The organism is Cytobacillus sp. ABV4_503 (assembly GCF_056158445.1).
Genome location: NZ_JBSWTH010000001.1, coordinates 1,173,016 through 1,191,151, shown reverse-complemented (window position 1 = coordinate 1,191,151; position 18,136 = coordinate 1,173,016). Strand labels below are relative to the sequence as shown.

General features: G+C 33.3%; 13 protein-coding genes and 1 tRNA gene. 4 read left to right on the top strand and 10 right to left on the bottom strand.

The features are described 5' to 3' along the window. The first annotated feature begins 110 nt into the window (after positions 1-110). From ACXAD1_RS06100 to ACXAD1_RS06090, 3 genes are all read left to right on the top strand, one after another. On the top strand, positions 111-1,595 hold the full coding sequence (locus ACXAD1_RS06100; RefSeq protein WP_206835455.1) for an aldehyde dehydrogenase family protein: 1,485 nt from the start codon (positions 111-113) through the stop codon (positions 1,593-1,595). A gap of 321 nt (positions 1,596-1,916) precedes the next feature. Beyond that, on the top strand, positions 1,917-3,557 hold the full coding sequence (locus ACXAD1_RS06095) for a PTS transporter subunit IIBC (RefSeq protein WP_474909653.1): 1,641 nt from the start codon (positions 1,917-1,919) through the stop codon (positions 3,555-3,557). Between the two features lie 2 nt (positions 3,558-3,559). Continuing rightward, entirely contained in the window at positions 3,560-4,345 is a 786-nt protein-coding gene (locus tag ACXAD1_RS06090; RefSeq protein ID WP_370222266.1) for an endonuclease/exonuclease/phosphatase family protein, read from the top strand. A gap of 254 nt (positions 4,346-4,599) precedes the next feature. Here ACXAD1_RS06090 and ACXAD1_RS06085 read toward each other — a convergent pair whose 3' ends face one another. The 4 genes from ACXAD1_RS06085 to ACXAD1_RS06070 all read right to left on the bottom strand — a co-directional run bounded on the left by ACXAD1_RS06085 (position 4,600) and on the right by ACXAD1_RS06070 (position 7,807). Then, the gene (locus ACXAD1_RS06085; protein WP_474909652.1) at positions 4,600-5,574 is read right to left on the bottom strand and encodes a proline dehydrogenase family protein; all 975 of its coding nucleotides are present in this window, start codon (positions 5,572-5,574) and stop codon (positions 4,600-4,602) included. A gap of 199 nt (positions 5,575-5,773) precedes the next feature. Further along, positions 5,774-5,846, bottom strand: a tRNA-Val gene (locus ACXAD1_RS06080). Positions 5,847-6,200: 354 nt separating this feature from the next. Beyond that, on the bottom strand, positions 6,201-6,788 hold the full coding sequence (locus ACXAD1_RS06075) for a hypothetical protein (RefSeq protein ID WP_474909651.1): 588 nt from the start codon (positions 6,786-6,788) through the stop codon (positions 6,201-6,203). Positions 6,789-6,829: 41 nt separating this feature from the next. Further along, positions 6,830-7,807 (bottom strand): hypothetical protein, encoded by a 978-nt coding sequence (locus ACXAD1_RS06070; RefSeq protein ID WP_474909650.1) that lies wholly within the window; start codon positions 7,805-7,807, stop codon positions 6,830-6,832. Positions 7,808-8,147: 340 nt separating this feature from the next. On the opposite strand from ACXAD1_RS06070, the gene ACXAD1_RS06065 reads away from it, so the two are divergent. Then, positions 8,148-9,209, top strand: a complete 1,062-nt coding sequence (locus ACXAD1_RS06065; RefSeq protein WP_474909649.1) for a hypothetical protein — start codon at positions 8,148-8,150, stop codon at positions 9,207-9,209. A gap of 314 nt (positions 9,210-9,523) precedes the next feature. On the opposite strand, the gene ACXAD1_RS06060 is transcribed toward ACXAD1_RS06065, so the two are convergent. The 6 genes from ACXAD1_RS06060 to ACXAD1_RS06035 form a co-directional block, all read right to left on the bottom strand. Further along, a complete protein-coding gene (locus tag ACXAD1_RS06060) occupies positions 9,524-9,682 on the bottom strand; it encodes a hypothetical protein (RefSeq protein WP_474909648.1) in 159 nt (52 codons plus the stop codon). Positions 9,683-10,019: 337 nt separating this feature from the next. Next, on the bottom strand, positions 10,020-10,787 hold the full coding sequence (locus tag ACXAD1_RS06055) for a hypothetical protein (protein ID WP_474909647.1): 768 nt from the start codon (positions 10,785-10,787) through the stop codon (positions 10,020-10,022). A gap of 437 nt (positions 10,788-11,224) precedes the next feature. Further along, a complete protein-coding gene (locus ACXAD1_RS06050; protein WP_474909646.1) occupies positions 11,225-12,061 on the bottom strand; it encodes a DnaJ domain-containing protein in 837 nt (278 codons plus the stop codon). Between the two features lie 144 nt (positions 12,062-12,205). Beyond that, positions 12,206-13,498 carry an HNH endonuclease gene (locus ACXAD1_RS06045; protein ID WP_474909645.1) on the bottom strand — a complete coding sequence of 431 codons (1,293 nt, stop codon included), beginning with the start codon at positions 13,496-13,498 and terminating at the stop codon, positions 12,206-12,208. Between the two features lie 415 nt (positions 13,499-13,913). Beyond that, complete coding sequence (locus tag ACXAD1_RS06040; RefSeq protein WP_474909644.1) at positions 13,914-15,884, bottom strand: DUF262 domain-containing protein; 1,971 nt, start codon at positions 15,882-15,884, stop codon at positions 13,914-13,916. Between the two features lie 1,112 nt (positions 15,885-16,996). Continuing rightward, positions 16,997-18,052 carry a hypothetical protein gene (locus ACXAD1_RS06035; RefSeq protein WP_474909643.1) on the bottom strand — a complete coding sequence of 352 codons (1,056 nt, stop codon included), beginning with the start codon at positions 18,050-18,052 and terminating at the stop codon, positions 16,997-16,999. Positions 18,053-18,136: the final 84 nt, after the last annotated feature.

Genomic DNA, 18,136 nt, shown 5'->3' with positions numbered 1-18,136 from the left:
TATGATTTTCATATAGCGCAACTTTGCTATTCTTACATAAAATCCATGCTGTTATACTAAACTGCGAGTAGACGTGTAAGCGTTACCATTATTAAGGAGGGGGTAATGAAATGCAGCAATCACAAAGTATTGCAAACAGCCTCATCAGTGAAGAGATTAGCAAAAGCTTTATTAACGGAGTATGGACTGAAGGAAAAAGCGGGAGAACCTATGAAATTTTGAATCCTTATGACCGCAGTGTCGTCACCACCGTGAAGCTGGCGACAAAAGATCAGCTGGCAGAAACTTTCGAAATTGCCAGCAGTGCCCAAAAGAAATGGGCTGCCTCTACTGTTGAGGAAAGAAGAGAGGTCCTTTCAAAGGCGGCTGCCTATTTAAAAGAAAACCGAGATGAAATTACGGCAATTATTCAAAGAGAAACTGGCAGTACTATACTTAAGAGCAATATTGAATTGCATCTTGCCATTGAATTCCTTGAAGAATCTATTAAATACGCTGATGAAGTTAATAAGGTAAGAGAAGTAGCAGGATCAGATGAAAAGCATAACCACATCCATCGCTTACCACTTGGGGTCATTGCCTCAATTTCTCCGTTTAACTTTCCATTGAATCTCTCAATGAGAACTATTGCACCTGCCATTGCTCTAGGCAATAGTGTTGTTCATAAGCCTGATGTTCAAGTTGCCCTTTCTGGCGGTTCGATTATAGCCAAAGCTTTCGAACATGCGGGTCTGCCAAAAGGTGTTCTTAACATCATTTTAACTGATATTACTGAAATCGGAGAGAGCATGCTGACTAATCCGCATTCAAAACTAATTAGCTTTACTGGATCCTCTGCTGTAGGCCGGCATATCGGAGCTATTGCTGGGCGAAATTTGAAAAGAGTCGCTTTGGAGCTGGGAGGCAACAGCCCGCTGATTGTCCTTTCCGACGCAAATGTCGATCAGGCAGTGAATGCTGCAATATTCGGCAAGTTCATCCACCAGGGCCAAATATGTATGATTGTAAACCGGATCATCGTCCATAAAGACATATACAATGATTTTACAGAAAAATTTATAGACCGAGCGAAGTCTCTGGCCTATGGGGATCCAAGCGACCCTAAGACTGTGATAGGTCCTCTTATTAACGAACGCCAATTGGAAAAGGCTATTCAGTATATCGAAACAGCAAAGCAGGAAGGCGCGACACTCTCTTTAGAAGGCCAGCGGATCGGCAATATTATTACACCTTTTGTTTTTACTGATGTGGATAATTCCAGCAAACTGGCACAGACTGAATTATTTGCCCCTATTGCCACCATTATTAAAGCTGATTCAGATGATCATGCTATTGAAATGGCCAATGATACAGAATATGGTTTAAGCTCTTCTATTTTTACAAGCGATCTTGCTCGAGGAGAAGAATTAGCTCTAAAAATTGATAGCGGAATGACTCATGTGAATGATCAAACGGTAAATGACGCACCACATATTCCATTTGGAGGAAATAAGGCCAGCGGATTAGGAAGGTTTGGCAATCCATGGGTTGTAGAGGAATTTACCGTCACCAAATGGGTATCGATACAAACTAAAGACAGACACTTTCCTTTTTAATAACTCTGGAAAACGGGCATATAGATGTCCGTTTTCTGCATTTTAATAATCCTGCTCCCCAATTCCACTTTGGAAATAATATTAAAGGAACGATTGTTTTAAGAATCTTTCCTTTTATCATCTTCTATACCTCCGAATGAATATTTTTTACGCAAACGGTTGCATCATTTTTCTACCCGTGTTACTTTAAGATAATAATAAAGCTAATTAGTATTTTCATAGGAGAAATCCATGCATTAATCGAAATTTTTTTCGTGAAATTCTGGGAATGCTTTTTTAGTCCATTTAATGAAAGCCCATACAATAAGGGAGAGAAAAACGATGAAAAAATTATTTTCTTTTGATTTCTGGCAAAAGTTTGGTAAGGCATTACTTGTTGTAGTGGCCGTAATGCCAGCTGCAGGTATCATGATTTCACTTGGCAAGCTTGTTGGCATGACGGGTGCTGACATAGCATTTGTGCAAGCGATTGCACGCGTGCTGGAGGATATAGGATGGGCCATTATTACAAATCTTCATATCTTATTCGCAGTAGCAATTGGCGGTTCCTGGGCTAAGGAACGTGCAGGCGGAGCATTCGCAGCTCTTATTGCTTTCATTCTGATTAATAGAATTACAGGCGCCATATTCGGAGTAAAGTCCGACATGTTAGATAATCCGGACGCCATGGTAAAATCCCTGTTTGGGCAAGATCTCATTGTGACTGACTATTTCACTTCTGTTTTAGGTGCACCAGCATTGAATATGGGAGTATTTGTCGGGATCATCTCAGGTTTTATTGGAGCAAATTTATTTAACAAGTATTATAACTATGATAAATTGCCAAATTCACTTTCCTTCTTTAATGGAAAGCGCTTCGTGCCCTTCACTGTAATTGGCGGCTCTGTTGCAGCAGCGTTAGTCTTATCGATTGTTTGGCCATTTATACAAGGATTATTAAATGACTTCGGTCAATGGATTGCTACATCACGTAACACAGCGCCAGTTATAGCTCCCTTTGTTTTTGGGGCACTGGAACGATTGCTTCTTCCATTTGGATTGCATCATATGCTGACTGTCCCAATTAATTATACTGAGCTCGGCGGAACTTACAAAATCCTGACAGGCTCTAATTCAGGTTCAACCGTGGCTGGACAAGACCCGCTATGGCTGGCATGGATTGCCGATCTTAATAACTTTTTGGCTGCAGGTGATAGAGAAAGCTATAAGCAGCTCCTGAATGATGTTACTCCTGCCCGCTTTAAAGTAGGCCAAATGATTCTTTCCGCTGCTGCCTTATTGGGAATTGCGCTTGCAATGTACCGGAATGTAGATCCTGAGAAAAAGAAGAAATACAAATCGATGTTCCTTTCTGCTGGTTTGGCAGTATTCCTGACTGGAGTAACCGAACCAATCGAATTTATGTTCATGTTTGCTGCTCCACTTCTTTATATCATATATGCAGTTATGACAGGTCTGGCATTTGCAATCGTTGACATCATTAATATCCGTGTCCATTCTTTTGGCATCATTGAATTGATTACAAGAACACCAATGATTTTAAAAGCCGGCTTATGGCTGGACCTTGTAAACTTTGTAATTGCCTGCATTGTATTCTTCGGATTAAACTTTGGTGTTGCCAATTTTATGATTAAGAAATTCAACTTCCCTACTCCAGGGCGCAATGGAAACTACATTGAAGAAGAAAACTCCGCTTCATCATCAGAATCGGCAGTTCAGAAAAATTCACTAGCCCCTTTATTAATTGAATTATTGGGCGGAAGAGAAAATATTGAAGATGTAGATGCCTGCATGACCCGCTTGCGTGTCACAGTAAAGGACACTTCACAAGTTGCTGGTGAACAGGACTGGAAAAGGAATGGAGCTTTAGGTCTTATCGTTAAGGACAAAGGCGTTCAGGCAATTTATGGCCCAAAAGCAGATGTCCTTAAATCAGATATACAAGACCTGCTGGGAGCTTAATAATGAAATTATTAACTCTAAACTGTCACTCATGGCAGGAGGATCAGCAGCTGGAAAAAATTAAAATTCTTGCAGAGACTATTAAAGAGAACTGCTATGATGTCATCGCACTGCAGGAAGTCAGCCAGCATTTCAAAGCCCCTTTGATAGACGGCCATATCAGAGAAGATAATTATGCACTGCTGTTAATTGAAGAATTGAGAAAAATAGGTGTGGACGATTACGTTTTTATATGGGATTTCTCCCATATTGGCTATGATATATATGAAGAAGGTCTTGCAATCATGACCAGGCATGAAATTAAAGAGGACCATTCATTTTTCATTACAAATAACCGAGACCGGAAAAACTGGAAGACACGAAAAATAGTTGGTATAAAATTAGTTCTTCAAGATAGACCCATCTCCTTCTATTCTTGTCATCTTGGCTGGTGGCACGATGAAGAAGAATGCTATAAATTCCAGGTTGAATCTCTTCTTGCAAAAGTCCCAAAGGATGAATCCGCTTTTTTAATGGGAGATTTCAACAGCTCGGCTTATGTCCGCAATGAAGGTTATGACTTTTTGACAGGCAATGGGCTCTACGACACTTATGAATTAGCTTCCAGGAAGGATTCGGGTGTTACTGTTAAAGGAAAGATTGCCGGCTGGGATAACAATAAACATGATATGCGGATTGATTTAATTCTTTCGGCTCAGCCTGTCCAGCCGAAATATTCACGGGTTATCTTTAACGGCACACACAAACCCATCATTTCGGATCATTATGGTGTGGAAATTGAAATGTAGGCAAAAGTCCCTGACAATTCAGTCAGGGACTTCTTTCTACATTTTTAGCCTGTAGATGGATTCAGGATGGAAGGCCTAAAAAATCTCACCTGTTGGTTCGAAACCGACTTTCTCATAAACACGAATAGCCGGAAGGTCGATGTCCATTCCATATCTCCCCTCTAATCATTCTCAAATTTAATTCGCAATTCCGCACAAAAATGATAACATAAAAAAGCCTCCCTGCTTAATAAAACAGGGAGACTTTTGGAGTATTATTTTTTCCGTTTCTTTGTCAATCTGCCTAACAGGAAAGCTCCAGCGGCCACTCCAATCACAGTATTGGTTTTCTTATTAAATACTTGCTTGGCAACAAGGTTTAAGTTCTGGGGCCTTTCTGCCAGACGCCTCATGAAGTAGCCGTACCAGTCATTTCCAAAAGGTACATACGTACAGAAATTATAGCCTTCACCAGCAAGCTTCAGCTGCATATCCTTACGGAAGCCATAAAGCATTTGAAATTCAAATTTCTCTTTAGGGATATTGTTGGCCTTTAAAAAATCTTTTACATGATTAATTACCACATGGTCATGTGTTGCAATGGATGTAAATTTGCCATTCAGCAAATGCCATTCTATCAATTTTATAAAATTAGCATCGATGTCATTTTTTTCCTGAAAAGCAATTTCTTCAGGCTCCTTATAAGCCCCTTTTACAATTCGCAAGCGGAAATCCTTATATTTCTTTAAATCTTCTTCAGCAGCCAGAAAATAGGCTTGAATAACTGTTCCTATGTTATTATATTCTTTAGATAATTCATCCAGTAAATCAAAGGAAGGCTGCAAACGCTTAGAGTCTTCCATATCCATATTCACAAAAATACCATAATGGCTTGCCCTCTCTACTATCTCCCTAACATTTTCAAGACAGAAAGAGTAGTCGATATCCAAGCCTAACTGGGAAGGCTTTATAGATATATGTGCATCCACCTTATTTTCATAAATTGCCTCTATCACTTCAATAATTTGTTTTTTCGCTTCTGCCGCCTCTTCCTTTTTATAAACAAATTCCCCGAGGTTATCGACAGTACAAGAGATGCCATGAGCGTTAAGCTCTTTTATGCTTTGAATTGCTTCATCTAAATTTGTTCCCGCCACTACATTCTGCGCTCCCAATTTCAACCCATATTTCTTTGCAGCGCTATTCAGAAATTCGTTTTGGGAAAGGCCGATAAACAGATCTTTCAACATAGAAATATCCCCTAACTCTTGTAATTTCACAATGAAATTATAGCATAGATTTTTAATAAAAATTATTTTGTGAATTTTTATATTTTAACGATTCCCCATCACTATTTCGTTAAAACATTGCAGGAGTTCCCAGCTCAAAAAACAAGATCCCTCTAAACAAAAAAAGTGCCTGGCGATCAGCGGCCAGACACTTTAAGTATGATTCCGACTGGGTTCGAACCAGCGACCTCTACCCTGTCAAGGTAGCGCTCTCCCAGCTGAGCTACGGAATCGTGATGAATATAAAGCTACTTATAACATTTATTGTTATGTTAATAATGGCTTTTGTGACCACTTTGTGACCAAGGATATCTTCTCAAATTATTAACAAATAAAATATGCTCTTAGAATGTGTAAAAGGTTTCCAAAAAAATAAAAAAACTAGTAAATTCCTTGATTTTGCTTGTTTTTCTCTAACTTTTTATCTAGAAAAAGTTAGAGGCACTCCAAATAAGAGTGCCTAAGAATACCATGATTACCGTACTTTCTGTAGGAGGTTACCTTTCTATAATCAATGTCCTAACTTAACTAAAAATAAGAAATTTCTGTTGTAGTATTAAAATAGGGGTATTAAGTATCTTATACTGCTATTCACTTCGAGAAAATTTATAGTTAATGATAAAAATGTTTATACAAGTGCCTAGCAAAGATACTATGTAAAATAGTGTGAAAAATACGCCATAAGACATAATAAATACCAATAGTATGTATATATAAAATTGAAACTCAACATTTATTCCCATTACAAAATACAATATTATATTTAAAAAAATTTGTATTCCTATAATTATTCCTATATAAAAAAAGCTGAATAAGACTGTTAATAAATAGTTGAATTTATTTTCATTTATCAATGCGTGTATAACTTTAGAGGATGTAGTACCAGCCACTATTGCTAAACCACTCACTATAAAACCTAACATACCAATCAAACCAGCAATTGTATATAAAAGCATATTTTGGGTTGTTGTTACTATAAATTGCATATTATTATCCATATTTGTAATAACAAATAGTACAATCACTATCGTCAAAATTAAAGAACAAAATAAAGAAAAATAAACCTCAAATTCTTTATAATTAATAATAGGCTCTTTCCCTTTTACTTCTCGCATGGACTTTGTTAGTTTATATAGAGATTTAAAATCATGAAATTCTAACGATTGCTTGTCCATAATATTTCTCCTACATTTAATTTTAATTAGCCTGGAATAATCTATACTTCTTTATTCTCAGTATTTGAATCCATTTCTCTAGCTTTGTGCATTTCTATAGTAAATTTCGCTAAAAGTCTTTTTAACCCTTTTTGTACATAATCAATCAAATTTTCTCTATCATCTTTCACACTATCTGGAATATCAGTTTGATAAAGAGAATCTTTGTCAGAAACATACTTATATCGATTTCCATCTTTAGTTACTCCTTCTAGTTCTACACTGCTATATCCAAATTCCATATAAGCTTCACTGACGTTTAACGTTTCTTTAATTAAAGATGAATCAATATTCATTCCCTTTACATTTTTAATATGTGATTCTAAAAGTATAGTCTTTTTCGTAATGTTTGCTTCTTCCATTTCTTTATTCTCATTTTCAAATATTTTCTTTAAAGCTTCTCTATTAACTGCATTCGGAGGTATGATTGTAGTTTCAATTTTATTTACCTTCTGTAACATACTTATAATTTCCTTTAGCGAAAAAGGATTCTTAATAAGAATTACTTTAAATCCAACCTCATTAAGAAATGTATCTAAAAGTCCTTCAAATCCTTCAAGAAATTGTTTATGACCTAATTTCAAACGAGAATAAAATGAAATTATCTCCGATTGACAATCAAAATAAAACATTGTACTTATAGAATCATTCTCACGAACCACTTTTTTTGAAACCCTCGTCTTTGAATCAAATTCTTCCGCAAATACTGGACTTCTCTTAACTAACCAACCAGTAACATACTTTTCATTCTCTTTTTCTACTTTTTCTAACTGTGAAAAATTATAAATCTCTTTTTTTATAACAGTTTTTAGTTCTCCATTGTCATCCAAAAAATTAGCTTCTTCTGTTTTGATAAACTCCTTCTTATCATCAAGTGCATCGTATAATCTATTAATAATATTTTCTATAGAGTTATAACCCTCATCAACTTCATGAATGTTAGAATTAACATTTACTTTTGCATAATATAATACTGCCATAGGAAATCCCCTCCAAATTACAAAATACTACAGTATTATTTTACTAATTTCTCCCATAATATAATAGCTTTTTTTTATTTATACAACTTTTACGTTAAGTTGCCAAGTTGTTTTTGATTACATTGTGAAATTTGGAAAATCACTTTGATTTGTTATATCGCAACCTTCTACTAAGTGTAATTTCCCTTTGACTCTTGTTAGTTTAAAATAAGATATACATGACTTAATGTAAAGTTTTCATAATTTGTATAAATGTATTAAAATACTAAGATGATTTAGATATATTATGCATAGGTGTAAATTGTTATTTTATTCACTTACTTATAAGAGGTGATAAAGCTTGATAAAAGATATTAGCACTTCCTTAGATTTTTACTTAAAAAGCAGCAACTATTTAAACACAATTACTTTGCTACAAGTAGACGATTTTGGTTTTCTAATTAAAGACAGTTTATTAAATAAAATATTGGCACTAAATTGGGTTAGTATTTTAAAAAATATGTCACTTAGCAGCTGGTACGAAGAGAATTATGAAAAGATTAAAAACTTGGATAATGAAACTTATCTTTTATGGGATGACCTTCTGAATGAATTGGAAAGAGAAGATTTTGAGGAAAGCAATAAAAACTTAAAAGTTTTATTTAGAAAAGGGTTAATAATAGATGATTATGCTGAGTTCTTTCTGTGGCATGAACCTTTTAATTGGAATTATAACGATGTTGAATTAAAAAACATAATGATAGATAATGTTGGAATTACTATAAATAACTATCCATCTTCACTTTTTACCTTACTTCATAAGAACATTGAAAATGATGATACATTTGCTAGTTGGAATATGGTGACTTTATCACTTAATGGGATAACAGAAACAAATGTTGAAAATTATATTCAGAGAGCTATTTTTTTATTGGGATTCTTCAATCCTTCATATTACAAACATGAGTGGCCTTATATAGAAATGTATTTTGGAGAAGATTATGGATATTCAGATGAAGAAATTCTCTTTGACTCACTTGAAATGGAATTAGTATCAAACCATTTTACTCATATTAATTTTCCCGATGCAATTGCTTTTTATAATAGAGGAGTAAGAATACCTGATGAAATTGGAGTTATTTATTTTTATAAGGTAATTGAACATTTTTACCTTCTACCTAGAAAGCAGCAATTTCAAAAATTAATTGAAGATAATAAAGACGACATCGATGCACTTTTTGAGGGATTCTCAAAAACTTACAAAAAATACAATCTTAATGAGCAAGATAATTTAAAGTATTTAGTTGATTTCTTAAAAGATGATTTAAATAACTTATTTGATGAGGCTTTTAACCATGGGTTAATTGATGCAAAAACACCCAATAAATTTGCAAGCGATTATACCGCTATCGAAACAGCATAGCACATGGAAAAAACGATGCAAATTTTGAATTAACTACACCCTCTATTTTTGAAGACTTTTCCATAGAAGGTACTTGGTATAGTGTTATAAAAAAATTGTCATTTATTTGTATTAGGAATTTTTGTTTTAAAGGAACAATTGGAGAAATTAATTATAAGAGTAGAGGGTAAGAACCCCTTTTTCTAGCTTGTATATGATACTCATACTTTTTCATCACTTATCATTCTTTATAATTTTAACAAAAAAAGCTCCAAAGTCTTATCAACTTTAGAGCTTTCTTTTTAGTATTAAAAATATTTCTGTTTAAACCTGGTTTACTCGGTAAAGACTTTGGCACTGGCATAAATGTAATCTCCTCTATCTTTCTCTTCTTTATAATTCCCTAAACCAGGTTCAACATCTACATTTGAATAACTAAATCCAAAATCTGCAATCATAGATAAACTCATATCAAAATTTGCTTGTTTTTTCAATTCTTTATAGTCTAATTGATTAAAATTAACAGGACTTCTTCCATAAAAATCAACATAATGATACTAGTTGCTCCCCTCGAATCACCGTGGGAAATTTTTCTCTTTAAAGGATTATACGAAGAAATAATAAGGAAAAACCAAAGTTTCGGAATATTACATTAATAAACCAGTTAGAGTCTTACCAGAGGCAGTATTCATTAATCCAACTATGTCCCTTTCATTCCTCCTACTTTCCCAGCGGTTTAAGAATTCAGTTGGATTTCCTCTCAAAAAACCCCAAAAAGTTCATCCCCTAAAAACATTTATATAAAATTGTTCACATAGTCAAAGTAAATTATTATTTAAGCAAATTATTTAATTCCATAACCACTTCTTCTAAATCTATATTTTCGTTGTAATTGCCTTCTTCTTCTAGTTCTTTAAAAATATCATAAACAGTTACAATAAGATGGTCTTTACAAAACAATCTTCCCTCTACTATTGGTTTTGTACAACCAGAATTGATACAAAGTCCATCAAAATCTTTATGCTTGATACAATAAATTGATGAAATCTCTGCTTTCTTATCGCAACCAAAGTAACTACATATCTCATAGCTCTGGGTCAATTTATAAGCAGTAGTTTCTATTACCTTATTTACTTCCATTTGTCTAGTAATACCTATTTTGAAGACGTTGACTTTATGTAACTTAGCAGATGTAACTATAATTGTTTCCATTAAAGCATCTACTAATTGTTCATCTAGCAAAACGTAACTTTCATCAATTATGTTTTTCTTTTTTAACGCTATTAGTTTCATAATATCGTAGGCTACTTTGTATTTATCTGTACTTTTTACTTCTTTATCTAAAGAATGAAAGTGCGTGTATACCTCTACACCTAATTTTTTTGTTTTTCCATCATTACTTTGAACCTCTAGATACCAATCGACATTACAATGGATGTCTCCTTTATTTATCGGGAAGTTAGGGCAATCTTCCTTAATACTATATCCTTGATTAGATATCTCTACCCTTAGTTGTTTACGAAATTCCTCTTCATTATTTGTAATAGCATTTCCTCTTACTTTTCCAGCACTTTTTTTTATTGCTTCCTTAATTGACATATTTAATCCTTTCGAATCAACGATTATTTAATATGTGTACCTAATAGATTCTATAAACTTTACAATTATCTTTTTCTAATTTCTCTATATAAGGTTGCTTTTGATACTTTAGTCATTTCCTCAATCTCAATTACTGTATATGGTTCTGTGTCATATAACTTTTGAGCCTTTTGTACTTTATACTTCCTTTTTAGGTCTTCCACCCTTACGTCCTCTTGGTCTTACACTCTGAAGTCCTGCCCTGGTGCACTTAGAAATTAAATCCCTTTCCATCATGGCTAACACTGCTAACATTCTTTCATTCTACTAAGTTCCTCTTTAAATACCTTCTCACAGCCGCCTATTCTTCCACATTTAATTCTTCATTTTTGCGTATTTATATAATTAAAACCATTTTAGCAAATTTAGAGGTCTTTAGGATAGAATTCTATATATGGTTATTGCACCTTCAATACATCTCCATTAATATCGGTCCACCCTTCTACAAGACCGTTTGCATCAAAGTTAATGTAAGCTGCCCCTCCATACCACCAAGTCTCACCACCTAAAGGCATTTTATTGAGACTAGATGGCATACCCATTATTTTTTTCACGTGTTCTTTAGTGGAACCTTGAGTAAAGGCATCTTCAAACTCTTCTACGTTGGTTGATGATACTTCCTCAGTATATGTATTAGAAGCTAAATCACCATTAAATTCCTTTTCAATTAAAACATCTGATAGCTCATTACTTAACTCTACATTTTCCTCTGTGAGTCTCATATTTTCTTTTGTGACATCCTCTAGCCTTTTATCTAGAACACTATTATCATTTTCTGCTTCACTCAACCTTTGGATAATTGTATTTTTTTCATCTTCCACTTCCGCTATCTGTCTTTCATAATAATCAAAACCCCAAACCCCAATAGAAATGATACCGATAGAAAATACCAATAAAACTACAGCGAGAATTTTCCATTTTTTCGCATTACTATTCGTTTGTGGTATATTTGGTTGCGACGGATGTTTTTCTTTAGGTTCTTCCTGTTTGTAGGAAACTTTAGATAGTACGTTAAAGTTAGTTGCCTTAAAGAGGATATCATTAAATAGCCTTCTCTTTTCTTCATTACTCAAAACGTCATATGCTTCTTTTACAATCTTAAACTCTACTGCATTCCCTAGGTCTTTGTCTGGATGAACTTCTTTAACTTTTCTTCTATAGGCATCTTTTATCTCTTCAGAAGTTGCATAATATGAAACACCTAAAACCAGGTAATAATCAATAATATTCTTCATTTTTCAATGTCACCTCACTGGTCAATATAAACAGAAGTTCGTTCAAGTTAATACCATACTTTATCTTGGGTGACTTAGGAAATTTGAATCCTCCGACTTTAACAACTTCTATTACACACATTCCATTATATTTTTATAAAAGTATTATTTTTTATATTTATACTCCCTATGCCACTCCATATAGTGTTGTTGTCTCTCATTTATATCAATATTCATAGTTCCATTAATATTAAGAAAAACCTTTGTAGCCACATCTAGACTCTCAGAAACCAAAATTATTCCATCACCATCAAAACTAATATATCCCTTATCAAACAACGCATCATGATTAGGACAAAGCAACAAACCGTTATTTACATCTAACCGCTCTTGATTATTAGATTGACTCCAAGGCTTTATATGACTCGCTATAAGAAAACGCTCATCTGAAACTCCACATAATGTACATTTTCCCTCATTTGCTAAAAGCTCTTTTTTGAAAGCTGATTGACCGATTCTAGATTTAATTATTTGCTCTTTCTCTGTGTCTGTTATGTCATTATTTGATAGCTTTCCAATAGCATTTAAGGTTGCAACACCTTGTAAGCTGCCTTTACTAGAATCCCATAACTTTTGAAGTGCCATTGCTTGCTTTACAGGTAGCAAATAATTCGTCTGCTGTCTTAGCCTTAGGATTAATAAATCATTTAAAACAGGATGCTTTAAAAGAGTTATTCTACTAATAAATCCATCTTCAAGTCTAACATCCAGAACTTCTAACTCTACAACATGATATGAGTTTTCCCAATCATTTGTGTGCCAATATGCCTTAGAACTTTCATCATCAATTTTCTTTATAGGTAAACTTTTAATTCTACACTTTGCTAATATTCCACCAGTCCCTTTTTTCGCACCATCTGACCTCCACAAATAGACTTCGTCATCTTTTTGGATTCTGTCAATGTAATGCTCTTGCCTTAATGACCACCATATGATTTTATGATTATTAACATAGTTATCAATATCGAATATCTTAGGATTCCCTTGAAATATCCAGGTCTTAGACTCTTGGGTGGATTCTCTTGACATAGGGAGTCTAGCATTTTGGCTAGTGATTTTATTCTTAAAATAAGCCTCAAAATTTTTACGCAGCTCAATATTTGTATCCTTTACCCATGGTTCTCCATTGGGTCTGTCCTCTTTATAATGAACCATTGATACTTTATTCAACTCAAAAATTAAAGGGTCAATGGAAATTAGCCATTCAAATGCACTGTATTTAGCAGCTGTCAGACCATTATGATAGCTTTCGTTGATTATTGAATGGTTTCTTAGTATGGTTAATTTATATCTACCTTCGCTCAGTTTCGTAGTTAAAATATAATACTCAGTTTCTTTAACTCTCTTCTTCATATATTCTTTATTAGCAAAACTATTATTATACCTACGTAAATCCACGAATTTTCACCTCCATTTATACCTATTTATAAAACAAAAAAGAATACTTAGATACCAATAGGAAAATTATACCGCATAAATTACTATTTTTGGATAACCTACAATATTTAATTTCATAACAAAAAAACTCCAAAGTTCATCCACTTCGGAGCTTTCTATAGTATTTAATGTATCTCGATTTATAGAGCGTTTACTCGGTAAGACCATTTAAAATTTAAATGTGATTTGATTGTTTTACTTAAATCATTAATAGCTTTTTCTTATAATATAGCCTTGTGCCAACTCATCTACGTCTATCATGGACGTTATAACCATAGTAAACTGATATGTGTTTGAATTAAAGGAGGAGAAAAGCTGCTATCAAATAATCCAAAGTATAAATAAAATTGGTACATGGTGACCTACTATATTAAAATTAATTTACAACAAATTCTACATTCCATTCTTCCTTTGGGACTCCAATAATCTCTAATATCTTAAGACTTAACCTGTATATATCCCTTGCACTAAAATCAACATTAACATATATATCATTTTTCAGTACGCTTCTTCTTTTAAATTTATTAATATCAGAAGAGAACAGGTTGGGATACTTTTCCTGAATAACAAAAAAGTTTCCTTCTTTTAATTGAATAACTTCATTAAGGGTCGTAATCCATACCTCTCTCCAAGTAGAAACCTCAAGGTTCTTACCAAGAATAGTTAACAATCTAGGGGAAGTGCCTTTAACGTCTTTTATTTCATTATTGTGAGAGCCAAAATAACTCCACACCTGCAAACACTTATCAGCTAATAAGTTCGTTCTTGCTTTTATTTCATCAATCCCCCAATTGTTCAAGTTCCGAAAGGTTTTATTTATTTCCAAATGACTTTCACCCAAATTCTTTCGTTTCTTTTGAAAAGTTTCATTTGACATTTCAGAATTATAAGCAGTAAGGGTAAGGTTTCCTAAAACATGCAAATATTCTTCGAGAATGTTTTCCCATTCCTCACCTAAAGAAATTTTCCAAGAATCCGAAAGTGTTTGGGGCATTATATGTTCAATTGTCAGATTACCATAATTTATTTTTTCCTTATGCCGGTACGACTCTTCAATAGATTCAAGTATAAACTTTGTCTTCCTTGCTCTATCACCGCTCCCATACAAACGGGTTGTAAGTAACTTGTCTCTAAATTCTTGGTCTTTAGGATAACCTTTGTTTTGTAGAAATGCTTTAACCTCTTCAAGAAGCTCTTTTGTAGAAAAACCATTAACCTTCTGAATTAGCGAAAGGAAAATCTTATTTAATTCATTTGTGGCAATATCGCAAACAAACCTTCTTATTAAATAGTTCTCTATTACGCTTACAATATTTACAAACTCCTCCGATAAAAGCTTTCCTTCTCTATATAGGGTAAACATATTCAATAGAAATGGATAAGAAGTTTTTGCCTCAATTCTGTTTATCTTGTTCAATGCACTTCTAAGCTTTAAATCACCAATTAAATCAGGATTTAGTATACATCTATAATACTCTGACAACCTGTGTAGCTCTTTAACATGCTCAATTATATCCCCAGTACTAACTGATTCTTTTAGTTCTAAATACACTTCTGAACTTCTAACAATTTTTCCTTTTCTCGCTAAAAAGTGCCTTATATATTCAGTCAGAGAGTCTTGATAGTAATCCTGCATCGGTTTCCAATACTCCTGATAAACCTCTTCATGTTTATCACTGCTGATTCTCATAAAGAAAAAATTTCGGATTAGGTCAGCTTGAGTTAAAGGTCTACCTTTTGCATTTAGACTTTCAAATACTAAATAAGGATTATCATCAGATGCAAGAACAATGCTTACGAGTGAAAGCCTGGTTGAGAGCAATGTCTTAAGTTCCCTAAAATCAATTTCTGTCTTACTAATTTTGTTTCTGAAATAATCATAGGCTTGTTTAATACCTGATTTTTCATAATTTTGTTCGGATGAATCTATTAGATATTTATAAATTTGTCTATCTACTTGTGTGGGAAGAAGTTTATAGAAGCTATCTCCTGTTTTCCACTTATTCACCAATAAGTTTTCATGAATTTCTTCAGCTAGTTCCTTATCACCACTTTCTCTCGCTGCATCTCTTATAGCAATTAATAGGATAGATAAAGTTGTAAGCCTTTGTTGTCCGTCTATAACTATGTATTTTTGGACTTCGTGTGGCTCTGAATCCATCGACATACTTACTATGGAACCAATGAAGTGGCTTCTGTGTTCATGAGTAATACGAATCTCTAAAATATCATCCCATAATTGTTTCCACTGTGAATTTGACCAACTGTATGTTCTTTGGAAAAGTGGAATTACATATTGTTTTGTTCCTTCAATCATCGGCTGAATAATAGACTCTGTTGCTTTCATTAATTAGAAATCCTCCTCCTTGAATATCATTTTTTTCTATCATATAAAATAATTTTTTAATAGGAGTTAAAAACTAAAACGCAAAATTTTTTCTACACCTTAACTAGAAATTATACCATATTTTTCTTTCTTTAACGCTCATAAATTAGCTCTTTTATAATAGTTAGATAATAAAAGTAACTCTAGAGAACTTAACATTTTACAAATTATACACAAGACTTTTATACTATAAAGCTAAATATATGCATGGAGAAGAAAGTCATACCGCATTGTCCTATTTGTTTGGAAGAAATGAAAGTGAGTCAAGAAGTGGTTTTGGATGGAACTTTTAAAGGCATTTTGCATGCTGATTGCAGCTATCTAACACTAGAGGAAGTTGAAGACCAAGGTTTGTACGAAGAGATAATAAGGAGAAATCAAAGATGGTTAAAACTAAATAGTTTTTTCATCATAAACCCCCTCCTTTATTTTCCAATTTAATTATAACGAAGTATATTATTAGTTTCTACTAAATTAAAAGAGGCGAGTTTAAATTTAAAATTAATAGACTTAAATTGTGTACGGAAAATTTAAACTGTTAAAAACTACTTACGATGTTTTTCTTTTTTCAAACTAATGCTATTAATTAATAAAATTGAACTGCACATAGAAACAGCCATATGATTTAAATTGTTTAACTCCAGTTCTTTTTTAAAAAACTGACTAGGTATAATAAGATGCATTTATTTTTTTACATTCAATTCATCAATAGCTGTAATAAATTCGATTTCTTGAATTAGAAGTTTACCATTTCTGCGTTCAATAGGTTGCAAGTTATTGTTTTGGGTTTTATACGGAACAAATATTAAATAAAACTATACTTTTATTAAACAATATTTGTTTCGTATCGGTTATCGTAACAGAAGCTGCTACTTGTATACCTTCTATTCAATTAAAATAATAATCTTATTCTAATAATCAGAATTTGAATCAATAACTGAAAAAGAACTAATTCTCAAAAAACAGTGAGAAGAGAAACTTAATCTTCACTAGTCCCCCTTCCTATCATCTATAATCTATGTATAGCTTTAGACTTTTTTATAACACAATGTTACACAATTTGGTTAATACCATTAATTTAAAAATTCCGAAATATCGTCCATCCTTTTCTGCTGCTTGTATTTGGGTAGTTCATCATTAAGAAAAGTATTAGTAAATTGTTCTTGTTGTTGAGCCTTTCTGACCTTTTTTTCATGTGTTTTTGCCTCTTCCTTTTTAATCATTGAATCTGCTTTTCTTTTCCAGTCCTCAATCATCGCTTTCCCCGCAGATGACTTACTAATAGAATCCCATCGCTTTTGCCCGAACTCTTTTGCAATGCAGCATGTAGTGGTTTTCCATAAATACATATCATTTACCCCTAATTTTCTTCCCGGAATGAAAAGATTAGGATTCGATTTAAATCGGACATCAGTACATTTTTCCATATCCCCCATAACACCATTATAAGCATTGTGTGCTTTGTCTTCTTTTAAGGGATATTTACTTAAACCGATTTTACTTTCCCCAACTGTGTAATTGCTAGGTTCTTGCCTGGCATTACCATTGGAATCCGTAAACTTCTTACCTTTTGTTTCAGTTACAAATTCTGCCCACTTGTCTTTTTCTCTTGTAATTGTTCTTTCACTAACCTGAAGCACGTTAGCCCATTCAGAATTAGAGATACTATAGCCAATTCTTTCTCTATAGATAGTATGCATTATAACTTTTATATTACGTCCACTCATACCTGCCATTGAATAGGTATCATAATACACAGCCACAAAACCTGCAAATTTGGAATTATGGCTATCTGCAGACATAACCACCAAGTTATCCTCAACAAGATAAAATTCAATAGTGAGGAAAGAATTATTTTTCAGTTTTTCGTCATCATAGCTTATCGTTATATAACCTTTGTTAAAAAGCCCTATTAAAGCTGTAAGGATTCTCTTCTTTCCTCTGCCCGGGTTTGTATCGTTCCATTTTAAGTATCCATAAATTAATTCAATGTTTGTATGTATTTTCGTTTCCATTTTATATGGTCTTTCTAACACTAAGTGGGCATAAACAATCGCTTCGTCATCAGTCACATACCATTTAGTTCCATATGCTAACATTGCCATTGGCATCTTTACAAAATTCTTCATAGTATCAATCTCCTTTAAATTAACTTTTTTTATTAAAAATAAAAATTATGCTTTTTGCATAGCATTTCGTCTTACCAATCCTTT